This is a genomic window from Pseudomonas sp. GW456-12-10-14-LB2, from assembly GCF_002884345.1.
Lineage (GTDB): Bacteria > Pseudomonadota > Gammaproteobacteria > Pseudomonadales > Pseudomonadaceae > Aquipseudomonas > Aquipseudomonas paraglycinae.
This window is the reverse complement of record NZ_POHV01000092.1, coordinates 1-399: the sequence shown is the minus strand read 5'-3', so window position 1 is coordinate 399 and position 399 is coordinate 1. Positions and strand designations below refer to the sequence as shown.

The following is a 399-nucleotide window of genomic DNA, read 5'->3' as shown; positions in this document are numbered from 1 at the left end:
CCTTTACAGAGCTTTGGGACGAAATCCTGAAAGAGCGCTATGGCGTCGACGATGCGCGTCAGCGCCGCTTCCGCTATGGGGTGCAGGTGAACAGCCTCGGCCTCACCGAGCAGCAGCCGGAGAACAACGTCTATCGCATCCTCATCGAGATGCTGGCCGTGACCCTGTCCAAGAACGCCCGGGCGCGGGCGGTGCAGCTGCCCGCCTGGAACGAGGCGCTCGGCCTGCCGCGGCCGTTCGATCAGCAGTGGTCTTTGCGCATGCAGCAGATCCTGGCGCTGGAAACCGACCTCCTGGAATACGAGGATCTGTTCGACGGCTCGCCGGTGGTGCAGGCCAAGGTCGACGCGCTTAAGGCCGACGCCCGCGCCGAGCTCGCCCGCATCGAGGAGATGGGCG

1 protein-coding gene is annotated in these 399 nt (G+C 65.7%); it reads left to right on the top strand.

Features of this window, described 5'->3' with window-relative positions; genetic code table 11:
- Nucleotides 1-399, top strand: a 399-nt coding sequence (locus C1X29_RS28210) for a methylmalonyl-CoA mutase family protein (RefSeq protein WP_218275706.1), incomplete at both ends; no start/stop codon positions are given.